This window comes from Methylobacterium terricola (assembly GCF_006151805.1).
GTDB classification, from domain to species: Bacteria; Pseudomonadota; Alphaproteobacteria; order Rhizobiales; family Beijerinckiaceae; genus Methylobacterium; species Methylobacterium terricola.
Genome location: NZ_VDDA01000003.1, coordinates 389,627 through 414,737, shown reverse-complemented (window position 1 = coordinate 414,737; position 25,111 = coordinate 389,627). Strand labels below are relative to the sequence as shown.

The following is a 25,111-nucleotide window of genomic DNA, read 5'->3' as shown; positions in this document are numbered from 1 at the left end:
CGCCGGCCGCGGACCTTCGTCCTACTCCTCGTCCTCGTCGTCGATGTCGACCAGGAACAGGATGTCGACGTCGTCCTCCTCGTCCTCGTCGTCGGTCTCGCCCTGGCTGTCATTGGCGGCCTTGGGCTCGTCCTCGTCCTCGAAATCCTCCTCGTCCATCGAGTCCTCGAAGGTCTCGACCTCGTCCTCGGTGGCGGGGCGCAGCTTCAGCGACTCGACCTTGCCCGTCCACAGCGGGCGGCCGTCGCTCTTCATGGTGCGCAGGTCGTCCTTGAAGCCCTCGACCTCGAGAAGCTCCCGGGCCCGCTCCTCGTTCGACCGGATGATGGCGACGGGCGTGCCGTCGATCTCGAGAGTGAACATCGTGCTTCCCTTGTAAGGGCCACGCCACGAAGGGCGGGCGGGGCCGGTGTTACGGGGGGAAAGGCCGCCGCGCCAGCCCCGTTCCGGACGGCCTCAAGGGAAAGTCGCGGGGGCGCGAAACGTTCGCCGGCTTACGGCCGCACGCACTGGCTCAATCCGCCGATCCCGGCCGTCCGCCCCTGGATCCGCCCGGCGAGCGCCCGCAGGGCCCGGCTCGGCCGGCGCGGGTTGCGCAGGATCGGGTTCGGCAGGGCGGCGACGAGCAGCGCCGCCTCGCCCCGGGTGAGGTCGCGGGCCGACTTGCCGAACCAGTGCCGGGCGGCGGCCTCGGCCCCGAAGATCCCCTCGCCCCATTCGGCGACGTTGAGGTAGATCTCCATCGTCCGGCGCTTGCCCCAGACCAGATCGGCCAGCAGCGCCAGCGGGATCTCGAGCGCCTTGCGCAGGTAGGAGCGGCCCGGCCACAGGAAGACGTTCTTCACCGTCTGCATCGTCACCGTCGAGGCGCCGCGGCTCGGGCCGTCCTCGTCGTCGACGACGCTCCACAGGGCGTCCCAGTCGACCCCGCCATGCAGGCAGAAGCGCTGATCCTCGGAGGCGACGACGCCCTGAACCAGGGCCGGGGCGATCGCCTCCAGCGGCACCACCTCGCGGGTCACCGGCTGGAGCGTGGCCCAGCGGCCGAGCATCAGGGTTGAGGGCGGGGTCAGCGCGCGATAGACGAGCGCCAGGACCAGGACGAGGGCGACGACGGTCACGGGCACCAGGAGCACGGCGCGCAACAGCCGCCGCCCCCGGGCCCGGTCCGGTGGCGCCCCCGCCGGGACCAAGCCCCGCAGCGGCTGCGGCACGCCTCCCCGGCTGTCCGCCGTGACCCGCGGCTCCTGAATCCGACCCTCCTCTCGGCGTGCCCGTCTGCGAGGCTACCATGACGTCAACGCGGGCCCCGCAGGACACGACGCCGGGCCGTCCCCAGGAAAATACGATGGCCGGCACCACAGGATACCCGCAGGCAGGCGATTTCACGGCGCGGCTCTCGGCCGTGGCGAAGAGCGTCGAAGGCTTCCTCGCCGAGCGCCTCGGCGACGCGGTGCAGCCGGGCGAGATCGCCCGGCCGCCCCGGCTGATGGAGGCGATGCGCCACGCCGTGCTCAACGGCGGCAAGCGCCTGCGCCCGTTCCTCGCCATCGAGACCGCCCGGATGCTCGGCGGCCCGTTCGAGGGTGCGATGGCCGCGGGCGCCGGCGTCGAGCTGGTCCATTGCTACTCGCTCGTCCACGACGACCTGCCGGCGATGGACGACGACGACCTGCGCCGCGGCCAGCCGACGGTGCACAAGAAGTACGACGAGGCGACCGCGATCCTGGTCGGCGACGCCCTCCAGACCCTCGCCTTCGAGATCGTCGCCGATCCGGCCTGGCAGGCCGATCCGCTGATCCGCTCCGAGCTGGTGCTCGGCCTCGCCCGGGCCTCCGGCCTCGGCGGCATGGTCGGCGGCCAGCTCCTCGATCTCGGGGCCGAGGGGCGCTTCGGACCGGCCAATCTCGACGTCGACGCGACGCTCCAGCTCCAGGCGATGAAGACCGGCGCGATCCTGGCCTTCTCGGTCGATGCCGGCGCGCTGGTCGGCGGCGCCTCGCCCGAGGAGCGCCGCGCCCTCCTCGCTTACGGCCGCGCGCTCGGCCAAGCGTTCCAGGTCGCCGACGACATCCTCGACCGCGAGGCCTCCTCGGAGGCGATGGGCAAGCGCACCGGCAAGGACAAGGACGCCGGCAAGGCGACCTTGGTCGACCGCCTCGGCCTCGACGGGGCGCGTGCCGAGTGCGAGCGCCTGGTGGCCGAGTGCGAGACCGCCCTCAAGCCCTGGGGCGCGGCTGCCGCGACCCTGTGCGAGGCCGCCCGCTTCACCGTCGCGCGCAAGTCGTAACGACCCGGATCCCGGCGGGGGGCCGCCCCCGCCCCCTCCCCTCCCCTCCCCTCTTTCAGAAGGTCACGCCATGGCCACGCACAAGATCCTGCTCCTGCCCGGTGACGGCATCGGCCCCGAGGTGGCGGCGGAAGTCTCCAAGGTTCTGGCCTGGTTCACCCGCGCCGGCATCGCGCAGTTCGAGACCGAGACCGACCTCGTCGGCGGCGCGGCGATCGACGCCCACGGCGTGCCGCTGTCGGAAGCCGCGATGGACCGGGCCAAGGCCGCCGACGCGGTGCTGTTCGGCGCCGTCGGCGGGCCGAAATGGGCCGGCGTCGGTTACGCCAAGCGCCCCGAGGCGGGCCTCCTGCGCCTGCGCAAGGATCTCGGCCTGTTCGCCAACCTGCGCCCGGCGATCTGCTACCCGGCGCTCGCCGAGGCCTCGGCCCTCAAGCGCGAGCTGGTCGAGGGCCTCGACATCGTCATCGTGCGCGAGCTGACCGGCGGCGTCTATTTCGGCGAGCCGAAGGAGATCGTGACGCTGGAGGACGGCCAGAAGCGCGCGGTCGACACGCAGGTCTACACCACCGGCGAGATCGAGCGCATCGCAGCGGTCGCCTTCGACCTCGCCCGCAAGCGCCGCAACAAGGTCGCCTCGGCCGAGAAGCACAACGTGATGAAGACCGGCGTGCTGTGGAAGGAGACCGTGACCCGGCTCCACGCCGAGCAGTATGCCGATGTCGGCCTGGAGCACGTGCTGGCCGACAATTGCGCGATGCAGCTGGTGCGCAACCCCAAGCAGTACGATGTGCTGGTCACCGACAACCTGTTCGGCGACATCCTGTCCGACGTGGCGGCGATGCTGACCGGCTCGCTCGGGATGCTGCCCTCGGCCTCGCTCGGCGCGGTCGAGAACGGCACCCGGCGCGCCCTCTACGAGCCGGTCCACGGCTCGGCCCCCGACATCGCCGGCCAGAACCTCGCCAACCCGATCGCCATGATCGGCTCGCTGGCGATGGCTTTGCGCTACTCCTTCGGCCTCCTCGAGGCCGCCGACCAGCTCGAGAGCGCCATCACCCGCACGCTCGCCAGCGGCACCCGCACCCGCGACATCGCCGGGCCGGGCACCAACGCGGTCGGCACGACCGAGATGGGCGATGCGATCGTGCGCGAGCTGCAGGCGCAGGCGGGCTGAAGGTCCGGTTGACGGGGGCTCGGTGGAGGTGAAACCCTCCGCGTCATCCCGGGGCCGCGCAGCGGAACCCGGGATTCATGATCGCTGACGGTCGAGGATGAAGCGGAACGCTGTCCGCGTCGCTCGGCATCGCCCACTTCATGAATCCCGTGTCCTCGCCTGCGGCCAGCCCCGGCATGACGTCGAGCGCTGTGGAGGCGGGGGCGAATTCGGGTTTGCCCCTGCGATCGAACAGGCTGAGAGGCCGGGAGAAATACCATGCGCCTGTGCGTGTTCTGCGGCTCCAGCGATGGCGCCCGCCCGCTCTACCGCGAGGCGGCGACCGCGCTCGGGCGCCACTTCGCCGAAAGCGGGATCGAGCTGGTCTATGGCGGCGGCAAGGTCGGGCTGATGGGCGCGGTCGCCGACGGGGTGCTCGCCGCCGGCGGCCGGGTGACCGGCATCATCCCGCAAGCCCTGGTCGAGAAGGAGACCGCGCATCGCGGCCTCACCGACCTGCGCGTCGTCGCCTCGATGCACGAGCGCAAGGCGATGATGGCCGACCTCGCCGAGGGATTCGTGGCGCTGCCGGGGGGCCTCGGCACCTTCGAGGAGATGTTCGAGGTCTGGACCTGGGCCCAGCTCGGCTATCACAGGAAGCCGCTCGCGGTGCTCAATGCCGGCGGCTTCTTCGACGGGCTGCTTGGCTTCCTCGACAATGTCGTGGCCGAGGGCTTCGTGCGCGAACCGCACCGGGCGATGCTGATCGTCGGCACCGAGCCGGCGGACCTCGTCGCGCGGATCCGGGCCTACGAGCCGCCGCGGGTGATCAAGTGGGTGAAGGCTGAGGAGCGGTAGTCTCCGGGCTCTCCCCCGTTCCCGCACGACGGGAGCGATGGCGGGAGGAGATCCGGGAAAGGGGAACCACTCCGAAGACCTCTCGAACGAAAACGGGCCCCTCTCGGGGCCCGTCGCACGTCCAGCGGCTGCTAATCCACTCAGTACCCGTAGCGCGCCCGCGACAGCGGTGAGGTCGGGTCGAGGTAGTCAATCGCCGACAGGTCGACGGTGACGGCGCTGCGGCGGGCGCCGATGAACGGACCGTTGGTGATCGGATCGGGCAGGATGCCGGCGCCGCCGAAGCGCTCGCGGTTCGCGATGTAGGGCGGCGAGTTCAGGTAGGACGCGGTGATGAAGTGGGGGTTGGTGGCCGGGTTGCCGGTCGCGCCGGAATTGGCCTCGACCACGTTGCCGGCATCGAGCCAGCTGCGCGGCCGCACGCGGATCGCGAGGCCCTGGCCGTCCCGGGTGCTGCGGATGACGTAGCTGTCCTGTGCCTGCGAGGCAGCGGTGCCGGCGCCCAGGGTCGCGAGGGAAAGGAGCCCGGTCAGGGCGAGAGTCTGGAAGCGCATGACGCACCTTTGATGAACATCGCCAGGGTAGCGCCGCACTCGTTAAGAAACGACGCCTTTGTGGAAAAAGACGTGCGAGCGCGGCCGAGGTTCCCCCGGACGGTAAGGCTGGCCCCTAATGCCGCACTCTCGCCGCATTCTTGCGGGCCGCCTTGCGGGGCGCCGGCAGAGCCGCGGTGGTGGCCGGCTCCTCCGGGGGGCAGGTGGTGCTCCGCGGCTCCGCCAGCATCGCGGCCACCGCCGGAGAGAGCGGGGCCCCCGGCAGGGCGGCCAGCCGCTCGACGGTGCAGGCCACCGCCCGCGGCTCGGGGAGCTGCCCCAGCGGTGCGCATAGCCAGCCCTCGAGCCGCAACGCCGCAGTGAGCCGGAACGCCGTGCAGGCGCGCCGCCCCTCCGGGTCGGCCAGCATCGCGTCGACGGTATCGAGCGCCCCGAACCGGGTTGCCAGCCGTCCGTGCTCCCCGGTGCGCGCCACTGAGAGGCCGCCGGCCTCCGCGGCCCGGCGGGCCAGGGTGACGAACAGGCTCCCCTCCCCGTCCGGCTCCGCCGCCTCGACGGCGACAAGGCGCAGGAACGGTTCCTCGTGCACCCCGAAAGCGCCGGCGGTCAGGGTGTCCTCACGCAACCCGGCCTGCGCCCGGGCACGGCCGGTCGCATCGCCGAGGCGATAGCGGTCGGGCGCGGCGTCGCTCCAGACCGGAGGCGCCACCGCGGGGGCGGCGTAGCGCGGCACGAAGGCGGCCTCCGCGGAGAGCGGCGGATCCGACTGGCGCCGCTCGCTCGCCAGCACGCTGAGCAATGCGATCACCGCTGCGGCGGCGAGGGTGCGCCCGACCGCCGGCCGGAGCCGGGACCGGCGCGGCACCGCGCGGGGCAACGGCCGCGGCAGCAGCGGCTCGACCGGGCCGAGATCCTGCGAAAGGGCGTGCGCCGCCCGCGCCAGGGCGGCGTCGTCGAAGTCCGGCCTCTGCCGCACGGGATCGCTCCTTCACGGTTGCGCATGGTCGCGAAACCAGGATCCCCTCGCATTTTAGCGATTTCGTTGATCCGCCTCGACTTGTCCCCGGCCGGCCGGCCGCAGAGTCAACGAGACCCTAACAGGTGACGGCACGCGAAATCTGTCGCCGGCACGAGAGTCGGGCCCTTGACAGGCGGGCGCGTTCGGGCTGTTGCTTCCCGCGCTCGCGCACCCCATCTCGGGTGTCGCCTTTCCGAGGACTGACCGCGCCATGCGGCCTGTGTCGACCACGACGAAACGCAAAGCCACGACGGCGATTACCGCCGCCGGCTGAAGCCTTACGTCGTCCTCGGATCCCTCCCCGTCCGTGGCGGACGGAGGCCGGGCTCCAAGAGCCCGCCTGAGATCGTCCGGGGAGGAGCATTCCGAACTGGAGCGATTGAGATGGGTTACAAGGTTGCCGTCGTCGGAGCCACCGGCAATGTGGGCCGCGAGATGCTCGACATCCTGGCCGAGCGCGCCTTCCCGGCCGACACCGTGGTGGCGCTCGCCTCCCGCCGCAGCCTCGGCCAGGAGGTGTCCTTCGGCGACAAGACGCTGAAGGTCCAGGCCCTCGACCAGTACGACTTCTCCGACACCGACATCTGCCTGATGTCGGCCGGCGGCGAGACCTCGAAGGAGTGGTCGCCCCGCATCGGCCAGCAGGGCTGCGTCGTCATCGACAACTCGTCGGCCTTCCGCTACGATTCGGACGTGCCGCTGATCGTGCCGGAGGTGAATGCCGACGCGGTCGTGGGCTTCACCAAGAAGAACATCATCGCCAACCCGAACTGCTCGACCGCGCAGCTCGTCGTGGCGCTGAAGCCGCTGCACGAGGCCGCCACCATCAAGCGCGTCGTCGTGGCGACCTACCAGTCGGTCTCCGGCGCCGGCAAGGACGCCATGGACGAGCTGTTCAACCAGACCCGCGCGGTGTTCACCGCCGGCGAGGTCAAGGTGCAGAAGTTCACCAAGCGGATCGCCTTCAACGTCATCCCGCACATCGACGTCTTCATGGAGGACGGCTCCACCAAGGAAGAGTGGAAGATGGTGGCCGAGACGAAGAAGATGCTCGACCCCAAGATCAAGCTGACCGCGACCTGCGTGCGCGTGCCGGTGTTCATCGGCCACTCGGAGGCGGTGAACGTCGAGTTCGAGCGCCCGCTCTCGGCCGAGGAGGCGACCCAGATCCTGCGCTCGGCGCCCGGCATCCTGGTCGACGACAAGCGCGAGCCCGGCGGCTACATCACCCCGCACGAGGCGGCGGGCGAGGACGCCACCTACGTCTCGCGCATCCGTGAGGACATCACGGTCGAGAACGGTCTGTCGTTCTGGTGCGTGTCGGACAACCTGCGCAAGGGCGCGGCCCTCAACACGGTCCAGATCGCCGAGGTGCTGGTCAACCGCAAGCTGATCCAGCCGAAGCAGAAGGCCGCCTGACGCGGCTTTGACATCCGCCGCGATGTCGTAGGATCGCGATGCGATCGGACGGCCCGCCTCCCTCGGAGGCGGGCCGTGTTTCGTCAGACCCGGAGAACTTTGCCATGGCCCCGACCGTCCTGTCCGTGCGCGACGATACCGTGGCGCTGCTGGAGCGCCTCGGCGTCCCGGCCCAGGCCTTCGCGGAGGGTGGGCTCCCGGCGCGCTCGCCGGTCGATGGCGGCGTGGTGGCCGAGTTGCGCCAGACCGGCGCCGACGAGGCCGAGGCGGTGGTCGCGCACGCCGCGCAGGCCTTCCTCGCGTGGCGCCGGGTGCCCGGCCCGCGCCGCGGCGAGCTGGTGCGGCTGCTCGGCGAGGAGTTGCGCGCCCACAAGGACGATCTCGGCCGGCTCGTGACGCTCGAAGCCGGCAAGATCCTCTCGGAGGGCCTCGGCGAGGTCCAGGAGATGATCGACATCTGCGACTTCGCCGTCGGCCTGTCGCGGCAGCTGCACGGGCTCACCATCGCGACCGAGCGCCCGGACCACCGGATGATGGAGGTCTGGCACCCTCTCGGGGTGTGCGGCGTGATCACGGCCTTCAACTTCCCCGTCGCGGTCTGGTCGTGGAACGCGGCTTTGGCGCTGGTCTGCGGCGACCCGGTGATCTGGAAGCCGTCGGAGAAGACGCCGCTCACCGCGCTCGCCGTCCATGCCCTTGCCACGAAGGCGGTGAGGCGCTTTGGCGCGGAGGCGCCGGACGGCCTGCTCGGCCTGCTGATCGGCGGCCGCGAGCTCGGCGAGCGCCTGGTCGAGGATGAGCGGGTCGCGCTCGTCTCCGCCACCGGCTCGACCGCGATGGGCCGGCAGGTGGCGCCGAAGCTCGCCGCCCGCTTCGCCCGGGCGATCCTGGAGCTCGGCGGCAACAACGCCGCCATCGTCGCGCCCTCCGCCGACCTCGACCTGGCGCTGCGTGCCATCGCCTTCGCGGCGATGGGCACCGCCGGCCAGCGCTGCACCACCCTGCGGCGGCTGTTCGTGCATGACAGCGTCTACGATGCCCTGGTGCCGCGGCTGAAGGCGGCCTACGGCTCGGTGCGGATCGGCGATCCGCGCGACCCCGCCACCCTGATCGGCCCGCTGATCGACGTCGCGGCGGCGGACGGCATGGCGCGCGCCCTCGACGAGGCACGCGCCATCGGCGGCACGGTGCATGGCGGCGAGCGCCTGCGCGACATCCGCGGCGAAGCCGCGGCCTATATCCGCCCGGCTCTCGTCGAGATGCCCGAGCAGGCCGGCCCGATGCGCCGCGAGACCTTCGCGCCGATCCTCTACGTGACCCGCTACTCCGAGCTGGAGGAGGCGATCCACGCCCAGAACGCAGCGGCGGCCGGCCTGTCCTCCTCGATCTTCACCAGGGACCTGTCGGAGGCCGAGACCTTCCTGTCGGCCTCAGGCTCCGATTGCGGCATCGCCAACGTCAATATCGGCCCGTCCGGCGCCGAGATCGGCGGCGCCTTCGGCGGCGAGAAGGAGACCGGCGGCGGCCGCGAGGCGGGCTCGGATGCCTGGAAGGCCTATATGCGGCGCGCCACCAACACCATCAATTACGGCAAGACCCTGCCGCTGGCGCAGGGGGTGACGTTCGAGGTGTAGCGAACCGGATCGGTCGCCCTCACCACGACGAGAGGGCGGCCCGCTTCCAGGTGTTGGCGGCGATGCAGGTATAGACGAAGTTCGCGTCGTGCGCCCAGTCGCCGGCCTGGCAGGGAGCCTTCGAGGATGCAGGCGTCGCGAGGGGCGAGTTGAGGCGCGAGGCGGTAAGGATTCCGGCCGGGTTCACGCTCCAGCCAGTGCCGCTGATCTGCGCTGCCGCGTATCGGCCCTGAAGCAGGATACCGGTGGGCGTGGTCGATGCCTCGCGGAGACCGGCGAGCGACTTGGTCCCACCGATATTCGCGAAGGTGGGCGTCGTCGAGGTGTCCTCGATGGCAGACGATGATTTCACGCCCGCGATCTGGATCGACCGCGGGCTCGTCGAGACATCGCGGATGGCTGCCACCCCGTGAGCCGAGGTACCGATGCCGGAGATTCCGAATCCAAGCCCGACCGCCGACATCGAATCGACCTCGATCGAGGATTGCTGCGCCACCTTCTCACCGTTGATGCGAAGCGCCCAGATCGCGGAGTAGCCGGTCGTTTCGGAGCCGTCACCGGTGATCTGCAGGCCGTGCGTGACTTGCGCGTTGCCCGCAAGGCCCACCCGGATCGCTGTACAATCAGTGACGCCGAGCGCGCAATCCGCACCGCTGTCGTTGGCGTAATCGAACTCCACGCCGGGGAAGAACTGCCCCGCTCTCGGCTTCGTCCTGATGTGGTAGTTGAATGCCGCACCCCAGGCCGCGCCGGCGCCGTCGACGACCTCGGTCTCGAAGTAGCTTCCGACCTTGGCATTGATCATGGCATCGTTGATCCACTGCCAGCGCACGGTGCCGTCGCTGGCGATGAACGGCGCCTTCGCCGGCCGGGATCCGGGTGGGGCCGAGTTGGCGCCCGTGGTGCCGGCTCGTTCCGCGCGATAGGTCGCGTTTCCGACATTGATGTTGTCGCCGACGGCGTAGGCGGTCGAGGCGGCATAGGGCTTCGCGTAACCGGTCCCGATCGTCGTGGTGACCGCGAAGGTCTGCTCCTGCGCCACGCCGTCGAGTTGCGATCGACCAGAAATCAGGAGCGAGGCGCGCTGGTGGTCGAAGAACGCCGGATCGCTCGTGTCATCCCTCGATCCGCGGATGCACGACAGGGCCGGGCAGAACGACACGCGGTTGCCGGGCCCAAGCTTGATCGCGTTGGGGTTCACGATCCCGGCGAACGCTAAGTCGAGCGCCCCAGTCGCCGGTAGGCTGACGACGCCGCCGACGTCAAGCCGCCCGAGGTCGGGCCCGCCCGGGTGTCCGGCTCGGGAGTCGTCGAGGGCAAGCGCTGGTGCGCATGGCCACCCGAGCGCGGTCACCAGGGCGAGTGCAAGTGTCGGTAACAGGCGGATCATCAGGTCCTCGGGCTCGCGGCGGTGGCGCCGGACAGTCGCGCCCGTCCCCATATGGACACCGCGCAGGCCCGAGGCGAACGGCGGTGAGAGCTCGCAAGCTCGCCCAACCGAACTGTCAGATGTTCCGCTCCCCCCTCATGCCGCCGGCATCGCCCGCTCGATCACCCGGGCGAACAGCGAGACGCCGTAGGGCGCGGCCTCGTCGTTGAAGTCGTAGGCCGGGTGGTGCAGCCCGGCGCCGGGGCCGGTGCCGAGGAAGATGTAGGCGCCCGGCCGCGCGTTCAGCATGTAGGAGAAATCCTCGGCGCCCATCATCGGCTGGACCGCGCGCTCCACCGCGCCCTCGCCCGAGACTTCCGCCGCGATGTCGGCCATGAAGCTCGCCCGGGCGGGGTCGTTGGCGGTCACCGGGTAACCGCGGCCGTAATCGACGGCCGCGGTGGCGCCGAAGGCCGCCGCGACGTTGGACGCCACCTGCGCGATGCGCGCCTCGCAGGTGTCGCGGACGCTCTCGGAGAGGGTGCGCACCGTGCCGTTGAGGATCGCGAATTCCGGGATCACGTTGAAGGCGTCGCCGGCCTTGACCTGTGTGATCGAGATCACCGCCGATTGCACCGGGTCGAGGGTGCGCGAGACGATCGATTGCAGGGCGGTGACGATGTGGGAGGCGACGAGGACCGGATCGATGCAATCGTGCGGGGCCGCCGCGTGGCCGCCCTTGCCGCCGACCCGGATGGTGATCCGGTCGGCCGCCGCCATGATCGCGCCGGGGCGGATCGCGAAATTCCCGAGCGGCAGGCCCGGCATGTTGTGCAGGCCGTAGACCTCCTGGATGCCGAAGCGCTCCATCAGGCCGTCCTTCAGCATCACGTCGGCACCGCCGCCGCCTTCTTCCGCCGGCTGGAAGATCACGATCGCCGTGCCGTCGAAGTTGCGGGTCTCGGCCAGGTACTTGGCGGCCCCGAGCAGCATCGCGGTGTGGCCGTCATGCCCGCAGGCGTGCATCTTGCCGGGCACCGTCGAGCGGTGCGGCACGCCGCTCGTCTCCTCGATCGGCAGGGCGTCCATGTCGGCGCGCAGGCCGATCACCTTGCCCGACCCGGTATCGCGGCCACGGATCACGCCGACGACGCCGGTCTTCCCCAACCCCGTCACCACCTCGTCGCAGCCGAAGGCGCGCAGCCGCTCGGCCACCAGGCCGGAGGTGCGGTCGAGGGCGAACAGCAGCTCGGGATGCTGATGGAAGTCGCGGCGCCAGGCCGTGATCTCGTCGGAGAGGGCGGCGACGCGGTTGATGACGGGCATGTGACAAAACGCTCGTGTCGGGACGGGGACGGACGCGCAGGATGCAACAGGCAGACCGGCCCGCGGTCAACTCCCGCGCGCGGCCCGCGACCGAAGCGGGTCCGGCGCCGGGCGCATGGCCCGGAAGCCGGTTGGCCCGGGACTTGTTAGAGCGGCACGATCGGCCCGCACCTCCCGCCTGCTGGCGGGATGGACGGGGATGATGCATCTTTTTTCATCATTCTGGCGTCGCCTATGGCGCCGGAAGATGCTCTAACGCGCTTAGACCCCCCGCGGAGTGTCCTCGTCGATGTCGCCTGTGAAGTTCCGTCCGCTGCTGGCCTGCCTCGCCGCCGCCACCGCCCTCGTGGCCGTCGCCGGTGCGGCGCCGGCTTCGGCCGCCAACACCTTCCGGTTCGCCTTCCAGGGCGACCTCAAGTCCCTCGACCCGTACACCCTGAAGGAAACCTTCACGATCGCCGCCCACGGCGCGGTCTACGAGTCGCTCGTCACCCGCGACAAGGACCTGAAGCTGGTCCCCGGCCTCGCCGAGTCCTGGGAGACCCCGGAGCCGACCCGCTACCGCTTCAAGCTTCGCAAGAACGTCAAGTTCCACGACGGCACGCCCTTCACCGCCGACGACGTGATCTTCTCCGCCGAGCGCGTGCGGGCGCCGGGCTCGAACTTCCAGACCAACGTGCCGGCGGACGCCACCTTCGTGAAGGTGGACGACCACACCGTCGACATGGTGCTGAAGAACCCCAACCCCATCGCCCTGTACCAGTTCGGCGGCTGGTACATCATGTCGAAGGCCTGGGCCGAGAAGCACGACGCGACGAAGCCGACCCCGGTCGCCGCCTCGGCCCCGAGCTACGCGGCGCTCCACGAGAACGGCACCGGCCCGTTCACCATCACCGAGCACCAGCCCGGCGTGCGCACGGTGTTCAAGAAGTTCGACGGCTACTGGGGCAAGGTCGAGTCGAACCTCGACGAGGCGATCTTCACCACCATCAGCAACGACGCCACCCGCGTCGCCGCGCTCCTCTCGGGCGAGGTCGACTGGGTCGATCCGGTGCCGCTCCAGGACCAGAGCCGCGTCAGTTCCAGCGCCAACGCCGTGGTGGTGAACGCGCCCGAGCTGCGCACGATCTATCTCGGCATGGACCAGAGCAGCGACGAGCTGCGCGGCTCCAACGTCAAGGGCAAGAACCCGTTCAAGGACCCGCGGGTGCGCGAGGCGTTCTTCCGGGCGATCGACGAGGACGCGATCGTCAAGCGCGTGATGCGCGGTCAGGCGACCCCGGCGGCCCTCTTGATCGCCCCGCCGCTCTTCCCGCTCGCGGGCGAGTTCAAGCGCCCGGCCTACGACCCGAACAAGGCCAAGGCGCTGCTGACGGAGGCCGGCTACCCCAACGGCTTCGAGGTACCGCTCGACTGCCCGAACGACCGCTACGTCAACGACGAGGCGATCTGTCAGGCCGTGACCTCGATGCTCGCCCGCGTCGGCGTCAAGGTGAACCTGATCGCCCAGCCCAAGGCGAAGTACTTCGCCAAGATCCTGAAGCCCGCCTTCGACACCTCGTTCTACATGCTGGGGTGGACGCCGTCGTCGATGGACTCGCACAACATCCTGTTCGAGATCGCCGGCTGCCGGAACGACAAGTCCTCGCCGCGCGGCACCACCAACCTCGGGAACTATTGCAACCCGAAGGTCGATGCGCTCGCCGACAAGATCGAGCGCGAGACCGACCAGGAGGCCCGCAACCTGCTGATCAAGCAGGCCTACGAGACCGTCATGGGCGACTGGGGCTACATCCCGCTGCACCAGCAGGCGCTCGCCTGGGGCGTGTCGAAGAAGGTGAAGCTGGTGCCCCGCGCCGACAACCAGATGATGCTGTTCTGGGTCTCGAAGGAGCCGTAAGGCGCCGCCCCCACTGTTCCGAGTGAAAGGAAAGGCGCGGGTCTCCCCTCTCCCGTGTGGGAGAGGGGCCGGGGGTGAGGGTGACGCGCTTCAGTGTAACGCTGACAGCTTCGTGCTGGTAGCGAGACAGTCGGCGTCTCCTGCGGAACCGTAGCACCCTCACCCCTACCCCTCTCCCACTCGGGAGAGGGGATCCCGCGCTTCACGTGTCATAATCAGAGAACCCAAGAAAAACCCCCATGCTCGCCTTCATTCTCCGCCGCCTGCTGCAATCCGTCGGGGTGCTGCTGGCGGTCGGGCTGATCGCCTTCGCGATGTTCCGCTTCGCCGGCGATCCGGTGAACCAGCTGGTCGCGCCGGACACGCCCTATGCCGAGCGGTTGCAGATCCGCCAGAGCCTCGGCCTCGACGATCCGGTGCTGCTGCAATTCGCCCGCTACGCCGGCAACGCCGTGCGCGGCCAGTTCGGCAACTCGTACCAGTTCCGCCAGCCGGTCTCGACGCTGCTCGCCGAGCGCATGCCCGCGACCCTGGAGCTCGCGCTCTGCGCCACCCTGTTCGCGCTCACCGCCGGCATCCTGATGGGGGTCTACTCGGCGCTCCACCGCGACAGCGCCGGCGCCAAGCTCGTCCAGGCGATCTCCCTCGTCGGCGTCTCGCTGCCGACCTTCCTGATCGGCATCCTGCTCATCTTCCTGTTCTCGGTGACGCTCGGCTGGCTGCCCTCCTACGGCCGCGGCGAGACGGTCCGGATCGGCTGGTGGACCACCGGCTTCCTGACGGCGTCGGGCTGGAAGGCCCTGATCCTGCCCTCGATCACGCTGGGCCTGTTCCAGATGACGCTGATCATGCGCCTCGTCCGGGCCGAGATGCTGGAGGTTTTGCGCACCGACTACATCCGCTTCGCCCGGGCGAGGGGCCTCACCACGCGCTCCATCCATTTCGGCCACGCGCTGAAGAACACGCTGGTCCCGGTCATCACGGTCGCCGGCCTCCAGCTCGGCTCGATCATCGCTTTCTCGATCATCACCGAGACGGTGTTCCAGTGGCCCGGCATGGGCCTCCTGTTCGTGCAGGCGGTGCAGAACGTCGACGTGCCGATCATGGCCGCCTACCTGCTGCTGGTCGCCCTCATCTTCGTGACGATCAACCTCGTGGTCGATCTCCTCTACACCATCGTCGATCCGCGCCTGCGCCTCTCGGTGCGGCGGGCGGCGTGAGGATTTTTTAGAACCATGGCCTCCCCCGCCCCCGCACCGGTCCTGACCGCGGACGCGCCGCCCTCGCGCCTCGCGCGCTTCCTCGATTCGGATCTCTTCGCCAGCTTCAAGCGCTCGAAGCTCGCCATGGCGGCGTTTGCCGCCACGGTGCTGTTCGTCGCCCTGGCGCTTTTCGCCCCCATCATCTCGCCGCAGAACCCCTACGACCCGGCGCAGCTCGAGCTGATCAATGCCAGCCTGCCGCCGCTCTGGTACGCCGACGGCCAGGCGCCGTTCCTGATCGGCACCGACGACCAGGGCCGCGACGTGCTCTCGGCGGTGTTCTACGGCATGCGCCTGTCGCTCCTCGTCGGCGTGCTCGGCGTGCTGCTGTCGGGCTTCATCGGCATCGGCCTCGGGCTGATCGCCGGTTACGCCGGCGGCTGGGTCGACACGGTGATCATGCGCGTCGCCGACGTGCAGCTGACCTTCCCGGCGATCCTGATCGCGCTGATCGTCGACGGCGTCGCCAAGGCGGTGGCCGGCGGCCACATGGAGGCGAACGCGCAGATCGCGCTGATCGTCGTGGCGATCGGCCTGTCGTTCTGGGTCCAGTACGCCCGCACCGTGCGCGGCTCGGTGATGGTCGAGAAGAACAAGGACTACGTCCAGGCCGGCCGGCTCATCGGCCTGTCGGCGCCGGTGATCCTCACCCGCCACATCCTGCCGAACGTCACCGGCCCGGTCTTCGTCATCGCCACCATCAACCTGGCGCTCGCCATCATCACCGAGGCGACGCTGTCCTTCCTCGGCACCGGCCTGCCGGAGACGATGCCGTCGCTCGGCACCCTGATCCGCACCGGCAACCGCTTCCTGTTCTCGGGCGAGTGGTGGATCGTCGCCTTCCCGGGCCTGGCGCTCGCCGGCCTGGTGCTGGCGATCAACCTGCTCGGCGACTGGCTGCGCGACGCCCTGAACCCCAAGCTGCAATGACCGACATGTCCCAACCCGTCCTCTCGGTGCGCGACCTGCGGGTCGAGTTCGCCACCCGCCGCGGCGTGCTGACCGCGCTCGACGGCGTCTCCTTCGAGATCAACCGCGGCGAGGTGCTCGGCGTCGTCGGCGAGTCCGGCGCCGGCAAGTCGGTGACCGGCTCGGCGGTGATCGGCCTGATCGACCCGCCCGGCCGCATCGCCGGCGGCGAGATCCGCCTCGCCGGCGAGCGCATCGACAACCTGACGCCCGACGCGATGCGCAAGGTCCGCGGCAAGCGCATCGGCATGATCTTCCAGGACCCGCTGACCAGCCTCAACCCGCTCTACCGGGTCGGCCGGCAGATCGTGGAGACGATCCGCACCCACACCGACCTCTCCGCCAAGGCCGCCCGCCAGCGGGCGATCGACCTTCTCGCCGAGGTCGGCATCCCGGCGCCGGAGCGGCGGATCGACGGCTTCCCGCACGAATTCTCGGGCGGCATGCGGCAGCGCGTCGTCATCGCGCTGGCGCTCGCCGCCGAGCCGGAGCTGATCATTGCGGATGAGCCGACGACGGCGCTCGACGTCTCGGTCCAGGCCCAGATCATTACGCTCCTGAAGCGCCTCGGGCGCGACCACGGCACCGCCGTGATGCTGATCACCCACGACATGGGGGTGATCGCGGAGGCCGCCGACCGGGTGGCGGTGATGTATGCCGGCCGCGTCGCCGAGATCGGCCCGGTGGCGGCCCTCGTCGGCAACCCACTCCACCCCTACGCCAAGGGCCTGATGGGGGCGATCCCGTCCCTGTCGCACGAGGCCGACCGCCTGGCCCAGATCCCCGGCGCGATGCCGCGGCTCTCGGCGATCCCGCCCGGCTGCGCCTTCAACCCGCGCTGCCCCAAGGTGTTTGCCCGCTGCACGGTCGACCGGCCCGAGCCCCTGGTCGTCGGCGCGCACCGGGTCGCCTGCCACCTCTACGACGCGTCCGGACAGGCCGCCGCATGAAGCCCCATATCGCCTTGAAGCCCGTGATCACGCCCCAGCCCGACTACGTGCAGGTCCGCGACCTGCGCCGCCTGTTCGACGTCTCGCGCCCCTGGCTCAACCGGGTGATCGAGCGCCAGCCGCGCCAGTACCTGCGCGCGGTGGACCACGTCTCGTTCTCGGTCGCCAAGGGCGAGACCCTGGCGATCGTCGGCGAATCCGGCTCCGGCAAGTCGACGGTGGCCCGCATGGTGGTCGGCCTGATGCCGCCCTCCGACGGCGAGGTCTCGATTGCCGGCATCTCGATGACCGACCCGCGCCAGGCCGCCGAGCGGCGGCAGCTGCGCCGGCGCATCCAGATGATCTTCCAGGACCCCTACGCCTCGATGAACCCGCGTTGGCGGGTCGACCGGATCGTCTCCGAGCCGATCCGCGCCTTCGGGATCCTCAACGGCGAGCGCGAGATCCAGGCCCGCGTCGGCGAGCTCCTGACCCTGGTCGGCCTGCACCCCGACGACGGCAAGCGCTACCCCCACGCCTTCTCGGGCGGCCAGCGCCAGCGCATTGCCATCGCCCGGGCGCTCGCCTCCGAGGCCGAGTTCCTGGTCGCCGACGAGCCGACCTCGGCCCTCGACGTCTCGGTCCAGGCCCAGATCCTGAACCTGATGCGCGACCTGCAGGACCGGCTCGGCCTGACCTACCTGTTCATCAGCCACAACCTCGCCGTGGTGCGCCACATGGCGAACCGCATCGGCGTGATGTATCTCGGCCGCATCGTCGAGATCGGCGGCGGCCGCGAGCTCTTCACCGCCCCGAAACACCCCTACACCCGCATGCTCCTCGACGCGGTGCCCGACCTCGCCCATGTCGGCCGGCAGCGCGTGCCGGTGCAGGGCGAGATCCCGAACCCGATCAACCCGCCGTCAGGGTGCACGTTTCACCCACGCTGCCCGTTCGCGAATGAGCGGTGCAAGGCGGAGGTGCCGGTGTTCCGGGATGGGGTGGCGTGTCATGCGGTGGAGGAGGGACGGTTGATGCCGGGGGGTGTGGCGGCGGTGGCGTAATGATCACGCGTGCCGCGGTCGCTTGAGACTGCGGCACAGTCGCCCGATGTGTACTGCGTCTTCATATTAATGTTCTTATTGCGATGTCTAAATCAATTTTGGGCATTAATTTCCGAGACCGCAGATACCATTTCACTATCTTGCATCACGATATTTGTATTATGGATCAAGTTTTCTGTCGATGCAGATTTTTCAATAGAAACGACCTCAGCTTTAATAGCCAGTCGCCTATTATTTCGTTTGACGGGCCACGCAAATGGCGATCTTTGCATAACAGACAGGGATTCTACTCCCAGCAAAGAACGCCTTCCCAGATGACAGGTCAATTAAATTTCTGCGGAATAAATTCCAATATATCTTCTAAGCATATTAGATATCGCCGCATCTAGCGTGGCGAACGCAGCTTCATCATTACAAAAGCTGCAATGCTTACCCCAACCTTGAATAACACCATCGACTCGGCGGAGAGTTCCAAGTAAAGATTGACTTTTGTGAAGCTCCGCACCTCCTCGCCTCGCCTTAAAAGCGGAGCTGCTTTCTTTAAAAGAATCTTCGATCGATTTGATAATTCTCTTCTGGGCCTTATTTGAGGGTCGGATGAGGCCGTTTTTCAACTCGATCCCGAGAAAATCAAACCCGTCCAGAATACTGCGCGGCTCAACGTGTGTCTTTTCCTTGGAAAGGCTCATTTCAAGCGCAGCAAGATGAGCAGAGGCGATACGCATGCGCGCAGCTGCGGCCTTCTTTGTTGGGGCGAGGATAATGAAATCATCTATATAGCGAATGCATCGGCAATCACCTTCGTTCATTTTTTTATCGAAATCAGATAAAATTATATTTCCCAACAGCGGAGATAGAGAACTACCCTGAGCAACGCCGATATCATAAATCGGAAATCTGTCTGCACGCTCACGCAATTCAGCCATGTTGCTAAGCTCAACTTTTATAGCCAAGTTTAGCAAATCGATAAATTCTCGATCTGTCACAACTTTTTCAATAATAGAAACAACTGCTGATTTAGAAATTTTTGTAAAAAATCCACTAATATCGGCGCATACTACATGAGTTGCGCCATCTCCTATGGCTGACAAAACCTCCCGAATAGCGGCAGGAACTGCGGCTAGATGTTGTCCTTTGGCTTTTTTTATACCACCAAAGCTATTTGAATTCTGAAAATACGGCTTAAGATCATCGATGCTCGTCAATACGTCCAGAATTGATCGCTGAACGATGCGAGATCCGACAGATGCCACGACAAGAGGCCGGAAATCGGAAGATTTTTTATTCCCCGCTTTCGCAATCGGTACACCTCGAGCGGGCTGGAATTTATATCTACCTTCTCTTAGTTGATCGCTGATGGTTCGGATGTTTGTTGAATACTTTTCACGAAAAATATCTACTTCCAATCTTATCGTCTCAGACCCAGAAAATCGGCTATTATCTTCAACTACCCGCCATGCTCGCTCAAGGTTGGGACGACTGCGGACTTGTTTCAGCAGCAGTGACCCAACCATAGTATGCAACCTCTAGTCCTGGGGTCCTGCTGGTTCACCCATACCCGTCCGACCAGGCTCTGCCCTCACCGGAGGTACCTTTCGGCCCTATCCGAACGGTGTCGGTCATGGCTCGCGCCTCGACCTCGCCGCTGCTCCACCACTCTAGGCCACCGGCTGAGCCGACCCCCGTCGCGATGAGAGCGAAAGAGACCCCAGTTAGGAACGCTGTGAGGCGCCCCGCACCAGGTCGCGCCGCCTTGCGGGTGGCACGTTTTTGCTTTCCGCCTTGAACATCACTTCCGACCTCCTGCAAGCCTACCGTTTTTGGCCGGCGCACAAGCGGCTGATGCCCGCGCGACCCCGCCCCACCCGCTAAATAAATTCGTCCAGCCGCCCAACAGGTCCCCTTGAGAGAAAAGGTTGCGGCTAGTTTCTGATCGGACAGGACAGGTCTGCCATCACCAGAGGTACCTTTCGGCCCTATCCGAACGGTGTCGGTCATGGCTCGCGCCTCGACCTCGCCGCTGCTCCACCACTCTAGGCCACCGGCTGAGCCGACCCCCGTCGCAAAGGATGCGAAATAGCATGATGAGTTTGTAAGCTTGGCCGCGAGAGGTAGGCAAGAGCCAAGCTGAAGATTTTCACAGGCACTAGCGCAACATTTTTTGCAGGCAAGGAGCTTGCAATGATTTTTTCACACCCCCGCAAAGACTGAGATATCACCATGGACGACCATCAGTCGTTTCAAGTTATGACATGCAAATAATCGACGTTATGGGAGGTTTGTCTTGCTAGAATACACAGCACGCCAGTCTTTATAGCGAGGAAGTGTTGGGAAATAAAAAGCCGGCCACGAGCACTGACGCCCATGGCCGACCTCAAATGTCATACTAATAGGTCGCCAGAAATCAGCTCTTCACAGCGCCCGCCGTCAACCCACCCACCATATACCGCTTGAACACATAATAGATCGCGGCCGGCGGCAGGGCGTAGATCAACCCAGTGGTCATCAGCAGCTCCCACGGCGAGTCATCCGCCGCCAGGAAGCTCCCCAAGGCCACCGGCAGGGTCACGTCGGTATCACGCGAGAGGAGCAGGAAGGCGAACAGGTACTCGTTCCAGGCGAGCAGCAGCGCGTAGACGCCGATCGCGACCAGCGACGGGACCATCAGCGGCAGGTAGACGAAGCGGAAGAGCTGGGGCGGCGAGGCGCCGTCCATGATCGCGGCTTCGTCCAGTTCCACCGGCAGCTTGTCGGAGGCCTGCTTCAGCACCCAGATCGCGTAGGGGCTGGCGATCGTCACCATCGCGAGGATCAGGGCCCATTTCGAGTTGAGCAGCCCGTAGGCCCCCATCGTCTTGTACATCGGCACGGCCAGGAACGCGGCCGGGATGAAGTAGGTGAAGAGCGCCATGTTCATCACGGTCCGGCCGCCCTTCACCTTCAGGCGGCTGATCGCGAAGGCCGCCGCGGTGGCGACGACCAGCGTCAGCACGCCGGTCGCGAAGGCGATGACGGCCGAGTTCCAGAATTGCTGCCAGAAATTCGACAGGAAGTAGTGCTGCTGCCCGAACACCACCTTGAAGTTCTGCAGCGTCGGGTGGGCCGGGAACAGCGCCCCCGACATCGCGTCCTGCTTCGGCGAGATCGCGAACAGGATGAGGTGGTAGATCGGGATCACGGTCCAGAGCAGGACCGGGATGCCGATGAGGAGGAGCTTCGCCTCGGTGCCGGCCGCGCGCAGCCAGTTGGTCCGGGCGGCGGAGCGCTCCTCCGCCGAAGGCGTCGCGAGGGACGCGCGGGCCGTGGTGGTCGTGCTCATTTCGAGAGCCTCTTCATCAGCACGTAGACCAGCGGCAGCACGAACGGCATCGCGCAGACCACCGCCGCCATCGAGGCGTCGACCTGGTCGAGGCGCAGGTACCGGATGCCGAGCGTCGCCAGCACGTGGGTGAGGTCGGCGGGACCGCCGCCGGTGAGCAGGTAGACCGAGTTGAAGTCGCCCAGCGTCCAGATCATCGACAGGATCGTGCAGGTCACGTAGAGCGTCCGCATCGACGGCCAGGTGACGTGCAGGAACTTCTGCCACTTGGTGGCGCCGTCGACCGACGCCGCCTCGTACATGTCGGCCGAGATGGCGAGCCGCCCGGCGAGCAGGATCAGCGTCCAGAACGGCAGCGACTTCCAGATATGGACGCCGATGGCGAGCGTGAGGGCCAGTGACGGGTCGTTGAGCCAGTTCGGGCCGTCCTCGCCGGTGAAGCGGAAGATCAGCGAGTTCACCACGCCCCATTCGGGGTTCAGCATGAACCGCACCGACAGGATCGTCGGGATCGACGGCACCGCCCAGGGCAGGATGAACAGCACCGACAGCCAGCGGATCCACTTCCGCTCGTTGGTGAAGAAGCCCGACAGCATCAGCGCGATCGCCATCTTCACGTTGATGCCGACGATCAGGAAGATCAGCGTGTTGACGACGGCGCGGGCGAAGATCGGATCCTCGGCCAGATGCACGTAGCTCGCGGGGCTGCGCGCCAGCCAGAGGCCGTAGCCGATCGGGTAGATGACGAAGAACAGGAAGATCAGCAGGTAGGGCGCGATCAGGATCAGCCCCCAGGCCTGCCACGAGGTCAGGCGGAAGGGCTGGGCCGCGGCGACCGGCGCTGCCTCAGCGACCGTTGCGGACATGGTCGGTCTCCTCGATGAGGCCGTGAAGCGGGGTGTTTGAAAACCGAGAGCGGGCCCCGATCATCCTGCGATCGGACCCCGCTCCGGGCGATGTCGAATGAGGCACGTCCGCCTCCCCTCTTGGTCCGCAGGGCTGCCCGAAGACGATCCTTTCAAAGGAAAAGGCGCGGGATCCCCTCTCCCGTGTGGGAGAGGGGTAGGGGTGAGGGTGGAGACGGTGCCGCAAGAAGACTGAACCGTTCCGCTGCGCAGCTCGACAGTTCAGGATTATTGCGGAAGCCGAGCCACCCTCACCCCCGGCCCCTCTCCCACACGGGAGAGGGGGGACCTGCGCCGTGTCCGTCCTCGAACAGCCCTGCTTGTTCCGACGTCTCCCCGGCGGCTACTGCCCGGCGATCTGCTTGATGCGGGCCAGCATCTCGTCGGCGGCCTTCTCGACCGGGACCTTCTCGCTCACCACCCGGTTCATCGCCTTGGCGAACACGTTCTCGTTGTTGACCAGCGTGAACTTGTAGTTCTTCACGTAGTCGAACGGCTCGGTGCCCGAGGTGAACTGGTTGTAGACCGCCTTGCGGTGCTTGTCGGCCTGCCAGAACGGGCTCTCGATCGAGGCCTTCGTCACCGGGAACCAGCGGCCGATCGCACCCTCGACGTAGGGACGGAGGTTGTCCTCCTCCATGATGAACTTCACGAACTCCTTGGCCGCCGCCTTGTTCTTGGCGCCCGAGAAGACCACGCCCTGCTTGACGTCGGCGCGGTAGGTCATCGGCTTGCCGTCCGGCCGGTTCGGGAACGGCGCGGTGATGATCGTCTCCTCGTAGGCCTTCTTCGAGGCCTCGCGCTGCTCGGGCGTGTTGTTCGGGTTGACGCTGTCCTCGTACCATTTCGCGGCGATCGAGATGGTGAAGTTGTGCGTCATCACCGTGGTGCGGTTGTGGAAGGCGACGTTGTTGTCGGGGTCCTTCCAGGTCGTGGCCGAGGGCGGCACGCAGCCCTTGATGTAGGGGTCGGTGTAGTCCTTCAGCGCCTTGACCACGCCCTCGCGGGTCTTCGGGTCGTCGACGGTCAGCTTGCCGTCGGCATCGACGAGCTTGGCGTCGTAGGCGTCCATGAAGGCGTAGAACGACTGGAAGCTGTCGGTCGATTCGACGCCCATCGGCGCGCCGATGCCGTAGGTGCGGGTGCCCGAGGCCTTGCGGTAGCCGGGCTGGACCTTGTCGCACCAGAACGCCCAGTAATCCGACCACTTGGTCGGGATGTCGGCCTGCTTGAAGCCGGCCTTCTCCAGCATGTCGCCCCAGATCTCGGTGTGCAGCGTCTGGCGCTTGAGCGGGAAGCCGTAATAGGCCTTCTTGCCGGTCTGGCCGTTCATCAGCAGCACGTGCTCGACGGTCTGGGCTGCGAAGCGCGGCATCATCGGCTGCAGGACGTCGGTCAGGTCCTCGAGCTTGCCCTCGAAGGCCCACTTGCCGGCGGCCTGGTTGTTGTAGGTGTCGGAATAGCCGACATCGGGCGGCGAGCCGGAATCGAGCGCCGCCACGGTCTTCGGGATCATGTCCTGGATCGCGTATTGCGACAGCTCGACCTTGATCCCGGTCTTCTGCTCGAACTTCTTGATCGTCGCCCAGAGCGACTCGTCCTCGGACCGGTAGAAGCCCTTGCTGAACCAGACGGTGAGCGTCTTGTTGTCCTGCGCGACGGCCGGCAGCGCTGCCATCACCAGGGCGCCCAAAGACACCGCTCCCGCGATCACCCGCTTCATCGATCGATTCCTTCCAGGCGCCCCGTTGGTCGGGCGGCTTTCCCGCATATCAGCACGGGACGGCGCGGGAGGCAATTCGGCGTCAGTCAACACAAAGTATGGGCCCGCAAAATCCTATTGCGTCCCATAGATTGGCCAGCGCTTCAGGTTTCGTCCTAGTCCGGAAACCTCGCGTCACCAACACAGGCGCGGTCATACCTGAACCGCGACAGTCACGGCTTGACGTTCTATCGGACCGTCCATACCCCATCGCTCTAACAACGGACGAATCGGTCCGGGAGCGGCGCAACAAGGCCGCCGACAGGGAGGAACGCCATGCCCCGCATCGCGACGCTGGATTCCGGTTACTATCGGGTGCCGCTGGCCGTCACCCTCAGCGACAGCACCCACGGCGACATGCCGGCCTTCGAGCTGAACACCGTCCGCCTGCGCGATGCGGACGGCGCCGAGGGCGTCGGCTACACCTATACCTGCGGCCGCAACGGCGCGGCGATCGACGCGATCCTGCGGCGCGACATCCCCGAGCAGATCCTCGGCCAGGAGGCCGACCGGATCGAGCAGCTGTGGCAGCGGATCTGGTGGGGCCAGCATTACGGCGGCCGCGGCGGGGCGGCGGTCCTCGCCCAGTCGGCGATCGACATGGCGTTGTGGGACCTGAAGGCGAAGCGCCTCGGCCAGCCGCTCTGGACCCTGCTCGGCGGCCACGATCCGCGGGTGCAGGTCTACGCCGGCGGCATCGACCTCCACCTGCCGCTCGACCAATTGCTGCGGCAGACCGACGACAATCTCAAGAAGGGGTTCCGCGCCATCAAGATGAAGGTGGGTCGCCCTAGGCTCTCCGAGGATGTCGAGCGGGTGCGGGCGATGCGGGAGCATCTCGGCGACGGCGTCCCGCTGATGGTCGACGCCAACATGCGCTGGAGCGCCGACGAGGCGATCCGCGCCGCACGGGCGTTCCAGCCGTTCGATCTCGTCTGGCTCGAGGAGCCGGTGATCCCGGACGACGTCGCCGGCCAGGCCCGGGTGGTGCGCGAGGGCGGGCTGCCGATCGCGGCGGGCGAGAACCTGCGCAGCCTGTGGGACTTCAAGCAGCTGATCGCGGCCGGCGGGGTCACCTATCCGGAGCCCGACGTCACCAATTGCGGCGGCGTCACCCCGTTCATGAAGATCGCGCACCTCGCGGAAGCCTTCAACCTGCCGGTCACGTCGCACGGCGCCCACGACGTCACGGTGCACCTGCTCGCGGCCTGCCCGAACCGCTCCTACCTGGAGGCGCACGGCTTCGGGCTCGACGCCTACCTCGCCGAGCCGCTGGCGATCGAGGACGGGTTCGCGGTGGCGCCGGACAGGCCGGGCCACGGCATCGCGTTCGACTGGCGGGGCCTCGACGCGATCCGGGCCTGAGGGCCTGTCTTG

At 67.4% G+C, this 25,111-nt stretch carries 21 protein-coding genes; 11 read left to right on the top strand and 10 right to left on the bottom strand.

Features of this window, described 5'->3' with window-relative positions:
* Positions 1–21: 21 nt before the first annotated feature.
* Together FF100_RS09265 and mtgA are read right to left on the bottom strand one after the other, a co-directional pair.
* A complete protein-coding gene (locus FF100_RS09265; protein ID WP_139035353.1) occupies positions 22–363 on the bottom strand; it encodes a hypothetical protein in 342 nt (113 codons plus the stop codon).
* 131 nt (positions 364–494) lie between these two features.
* Positions 495–1,214 carry a monofunctional biosynthetic peptidoglycan transglycosylase gene (gene mtgA / locus FF100_RS09260; protein ID WP_425463297.1) on the bottom strand — a complete coding sequence of 240 codons (720 nt, stop codon included), beginning with the start codon at positions 1,212–1,214 and terminating at the stop codon, positions 495–497.
* 134 nt (positions 1,215–1,348) lie between these two features.
* On the opposite strand from mtgA, the gene FF100_RS09255 reads away from it, so the two are divergent.
* The 3 genes from FF100_RS09255 to FF100_RS09245 all read left to right on the top strand — a co-directional run bounded on the left by FF100_RS09255 (position 1,349) and on the right by FF100_RS09245 (position 4,304).
* The gene (locus tag FF100_RS09255) at positions 1,349–2,290 is read left to right on the top strand and encodes a polyprenyl synthetase family protein (RefSeq protein ID WP_139035351.1); all 942 of its coding nucleotides are present in this window, start codon (positions 1,349–1,351) and stop codon (positions 2,288–2,290) included.
* A gap of 70 nt (positions 2,291–2,360) precedes the next feature.
* Positions 2,361–3,467 carry a 3-isopropylmalate dehydrogenase gene (leuB, locus tag FF100_RS09250; protein WP_139035349.1) on the top strand — a complete coding sequence of 369 codons (1,107 nt, stop codon included), beginning with the start codon at positions 2,361–2,363 and terminating at the stop codon, positions 3,465–3,467.
* A 258-nt stretch (positions 3,468–3,725) separates the two neighbouring features.
* Positions 3,726–4,304, top strand: a complete 579-nt coding sequence (locus FF100_RS09245) for an LOG family protein (RefSeq protein WP_139035347.1) — start codon at positions 3,726–3,728, stop codon at positions 4,302–4,304.
* A gap of 140 nt (positions 4,305–4,444) precedes the next feature.
* On the opposite strand, the gene FF100_RS09240 is transcribed toward FF100_RS09245, so the two are convergent.
* On the bottom strand, positions 4,445–4,858 hold the full coding sequence (locus tag FF100_RS09240; RefSeq protein WP_139035345.1) for a hypothetical protein: 414 nt from the start codon (positions 4,856–4,858) through the stop codon (positions 4,445–4,447).
* Positions 4,859–4,973: 115 nt separating this feature from the next.
* A complete protein-coding gene (locus FF100_RS09235) occupies positions 4,974–5,834 on the bottom strand; it encodes a hypothetical protein (RefSeq protein WP_139035343.1) in 861 nt (286 codons plus the stop codon).
* A 426-nt stretch (positions 5,835–6,260) separates the two neighbouring features.
* On the opposite strand from FF100_RS09235, the gene FF100_RS09230 reads away from it, so the two are divergent.
* Positions 6,261–7,295, top strand: coding sequence for an aspartate-semialdehyde dehydrogenase (locus tag FF100_RS09230; RefSeq protein WP_139035341.1), 1,035 nt, complete (start codon positions 6,261–6,263; stop codon positions 7,293–7,295).
* A gap of 104 nt (positions 7,296–7,399) precedes the next feature.
* On the top strand, positions 7,400–8,929 hold the full coding sequence (amaB, locus tag FF100_RS09225) for an L-piperidine-6-carboxylate dehydrogenase (RefSeq protein ID WP_139035339.1): 1,530 nt from the start codon (positions 7,400–7,402) through the stop codon (positions 8,927–8,929).
* Positions 8,930–8,948: 19 nt separating this feature from the next.
* Here amaB and FF100_RS09220 read toward each other — a convergent pair whose 3' ends face one another.
* Together FF100_RS09220 and FF100_RS09215 are read right to left on the bottom strand one after the other, a co-directional pair.
* Positions 8,949–10,319 carry a hypothetical protein gene (locus FF100_RS09220; protein WP_246101986.1) on the bottom strand — a complete coding sequence of 457 codons (1,371 nt, stop codon included), beginning with the start codon at positions 10,317–10,319 and terminating at the stop codon, positions 8,949–8,951.
* 135 nt (positions 10,320–10,454) lie between these two features.
* Entirely contained in the window at positions 10,455–11,624 is a 1,170-nt protein-coding gene (locus FF100_RS09215; RefSeq protein WP_139035337.1) for a M20 aminoacylase family protein, read from the bottom strand.
* A 289-nt stretch (positions 11,625–11,913) separates the two neighbouring features.
* Between FF100_RS09215 and FF100_RS09210 the strand changes: the two genes are divergently transcribed.
* The 5 genes from FF100_RS09210 to FF100_RS09190 all read left to right on the top strand — a co-directional run bounded on the left by FF100_RS09210 (position 11,914) and on the right by FF100_RS09190 (position 17,748).
* Entirely contained in the window at positions 11,914–13,524 is a 1,611-nt protein-coding gene (locus FF100_RS09210) for an ABC transporter substrate-binding protein (protein WP_139035335.1), read from the top strand.
* A 239-nt stretch (positions 13,525–13,763) separates the two neighbouring features.
* Positions 13,764–14,744, top strand: a complete 981-nt coding sequence (locus FF100_RS09205) for an ABC transporter permease (RefSeq protein ID WP_139035334.1) — start codon at positions 13,764–13,766, stop codon at positions 14,742–14,744.
* 15 nt (positions 14,745–14,759) lie between these two features.
* Positions 14,760–15,716 carry an ABC transporter permease gene (locus tag FF100_RS09200; RefSeq protein WP_139035332.1) on the top strand — a complete coding sequence of 319 codons (957 nt, stop codon included), beginning with the start codon at positions 14,760–14,762 and terminating at the stop codon, positions 15,714–15,716.
* Positions 15,717–15,721: 5 nt separating this feature from the next.
* A complete protein-coding gene (locus FF100_RS09195; RefSeq protein ID WP_139035330.1) occupies positions 15,722–16,705 on the top strand; it encodes an ABC transporter ATP-binding protein in 984 nt (327 codons plus the stop codon).
* On the top strand, positions 16,702–17,748 hold the full coding sequence (locus FF100_RS09190; protein ID WP_139035328.1) for an ABC transporter ATP-binding protein: 1,047 nt from the start codon (positions 16,702–16,704) through the stop codon (positions 17,746–17,748). The genes FF100_RS09195 and FF100_RS09190 overlap by 4 nt, the downstream gene beginning before the upstream one ends.
* A gap of 326 nt (positions 17,749–18,074) precedes the next feature.
* Here the strand turns inward: FF100_RS09190 and FF100_RS09185 are convergent, their stop codons facing one another.
* The 4 genes from FF100_RS09185 to FF100_RS09170 form a co-directional block, all read right to left on the bottom strand.
* Positions 18,075–19,262, bottom strand: coding sequence for a reverse transcriptase domain-containing protein (locus tag FF100_RS09185; RefSeq protein WP_139035326.1), 1,188 nt, complete (start codon positions 19,260–19,262; stop codon positions 18,075–18,077).
* Between the two features lie 890 nt (positions 19,263–20,152).
* Complete coding sequence (locus FF100_RS09180) at positions 20,153–21,067, bottom strand: carbohydrate ABC transporter permease (protein ID WP_246101985.1); 915 nt, start codon at positions 21,065–21,067, stop codon at positions 20,153–20,155.
* A complete protein-coding gene (locus FF100_RS09175; protein WP_139035324.1) occupies positions 21,064–21,933 on the bottom strand; it encodes a carbohydrate ABC transporter permease in 870 nt (289 codons plus the stop codon). The genes FF100_RS09180 and FF100_RS09175 overlap by 4 nt, the downstream gene beginning before the upstream one ends.
* 382 nt (positions 21,934–22,315) lie before the next feature.
* Positions 22,316–23,695 (bottom strand): ABC transporter substrate-binding protein, encoded by a 1,380-nt coding sequence (locus FF100_RS09170; RefSeq protein ID WP_139035322.1) that lies wholly within the window; start codon positions 23,693–23,695, stop codon positions 22,316–22,318.
* A 315-nt stretch (positions 23,696–24,010) separates the two neighbouring features.
* On the opposite strand from FF100_RS09170, the gene FF100_RS09165 reads away from it, so the two are divergent.
* Positions 24,011–25,099, top strand: a complete 1,089-nt coding sequence (locus FF100_RS09165) for a mandelate racemase/muconate lactonizing enzyme family protein (RefSeq protein WP_139035320.1) — start codon at positions 24,011–24,013, stop codon at positions 25,097–25,099.
* Positions 25,100–25,111 lie beyond the last annotated feature (12 nt).